The organism is Sphingomonas sp. 28-62-20, assembly GCF_002281505.1.
This window is the reverse complement of sequence record NZ_NCGH01000082.1, coordinates 1-1,541: the sequence shown is the minus strand read 5'-3', so window position 1 is coordinate 1,541 and position 1,541 is coordinate 1. Positions and strand designations below refer to the sequence as shown.

Here is a 1,541-nt window from a genome sequence, read left to right as displayed (position 1 = left end):
AATATCGTTGGAGTTCGCGATCGTATCGAAGGATTTGAAGCCGAGCAGAATGTCGTAGAAGAGGCACTGCTTCATGTACTCTTCAAGATTGGCGCTGATGCGGGGATCGCGGATCCGGAAGTCCTGAGTGCGGTCCCAAAGGCGCGCGCCGTAGATCATGCCGTTGCTCGACATCTGCAGCGAACCCGGCATCACGAAAACCGTCTCAGCCGTGCGCGTGAGCCAATCACCAGCAGTTGAACTGACCGAGGCTATCATTGCCAGTCCCAGAGGGACGTTTGCGACCGTAGCGGGTGCCAGGGAGGGATTGAGGCGGTCGGTAACCCTCACCGTCATCGTAGGTACGATGAGGGCGCCGTACATGAGCGTCGCCCCCAGAAACCAGTTGAACCAGGCACGCCAGTTGAGGCTGAACGCCACCACCAGCAGCGTGTAGATCAAGCCCATGACCATCACGACGCGCAGCAGCGAACGAAAACCCCCACCCCCAGTCCAAGCGGATACCGCGTTGAAGACATTGACGATGTATTCGCCCCCGCCGATCGTGAAGATCTCCATCATGGCACGCGGTCCTTACTGGATGCCCTGACGCGAAAGCGACGTGCTGAATGACAGCGCGGCCGACATCTGCGGCGACAGGTTGTTCCTGAGCGTGCCCTCAAGGAACACCGCGCGCTGAACCACATGCTGGGTCCGGTCGAGGCGCAGCTTCATGCCTTGCGAGTATGTGTCGAGGACCTGTCGGACCGAATTGATCTGATCGCGCCACTGCGAAAGAGCTTCCTCATTGGCGTTCTGGAAGGTCCCTACCCCGCGCGAGGCATAGCCATAATATTGCTGCGCAAGCGCATCGAGGAGATCCATAGCCACGATTTCGGCGAGGTCATTCATGTCGTTGCTGGTCATGCCGCCGAGGGTTGCGGCAGCGTTGACCGTCATGATCTTGTAGGGTGAGCGCGGCATTGCTGCGAACCTTCGCGTTCATGCTCTCGATCATCGCCCGGACCCTGGGTTTCAACGCCTGTGACGCCGAAATCGACATGGCCTGCGTGGTCGGGTTGAGGCACTTGTCGTTGGTATCGCAGTTCAGCATGGTGACCGAGCTGGTGCCGTCCAGAAGCGCGGTCAGAAGGGCGCGGTCGCCCTGCCCCACGAACTGGAACCCGCGTTTGCCGCTGGCATCGCCATCCTGGTAGAAGATCACGGTCCCGACAAAGGTCATGAGATACTCACGAAACTCGGTCGAGAAACTGGGATAGCTTTGCTTGAGCATTTCCCAGGTGAAGTTGTAACTCTGAGCGGGAATGTCGGGATCGCTGTTGGCCGCGATCGTCGAGGCACGCTGCCCCCCTGTCCCGCATTCATGGCGGCTCTTTGCCCAATCGGAGAACAGCCCCTGGCTGTTGCCGACCGACTTGCAAATCTCCGAGGACATCCGATCAGACTTGCCCCACAAGCCGCCGACCAGATTCTGCGCCACCTCGCAGCTGTTCATGTTGAACTGGTTCATCTGCTGAACCTTCTGTGCCATCTCCTCGATG

3 protein-coding genes are annotated in these 1,541 nt (G+C 59.1%); all 3 read right to left on the bottom strand.

Going from position 1 to position 1,541, the window contains the following annotated elements; all coding sequences use genetic code 11:
- On the bottom strand, positions 1–561 hold a 561-nt coding region (locus B7Y43_RS20200; protein ID WP_374133441.1), incomplete at its 3' end, for a conjugal transfer protein TraG N-terminal domain-containing protein.
- 12 nt (positions 562–573) lie between these two features.
- Positions 574–891, bottom strand: a complete 318-nt coding sequence (locus tag B7Y43_RS20195; RefSeq protein ID WP_374133440.1) for a hypothetical protein — start codon at positions 889–891, stop codon at positions 574–576.
- A partial coding sequence (locus B7Y43_RS20190; RefSeq protein ID WP_374133439.1) for a conjugal transfer protein TraH occupies positions 884–1,541 on the bottom strand: 658 nt, incomplete at its 5' end. The genes B7Y43_RS20190 and B7Y43_RS20195, both read right to left, overlap by 8 nt.

What these genes read in the sequence shown, in the direction of transcription:
- B7Y43_RS20195 (WP_374133440.1), bottom strand. Translation starts at nt 891, where the DNA reads ATGAATGACCTCGCCGAAATCGTGGCTATGGATCTCCTCGATGCGCTT.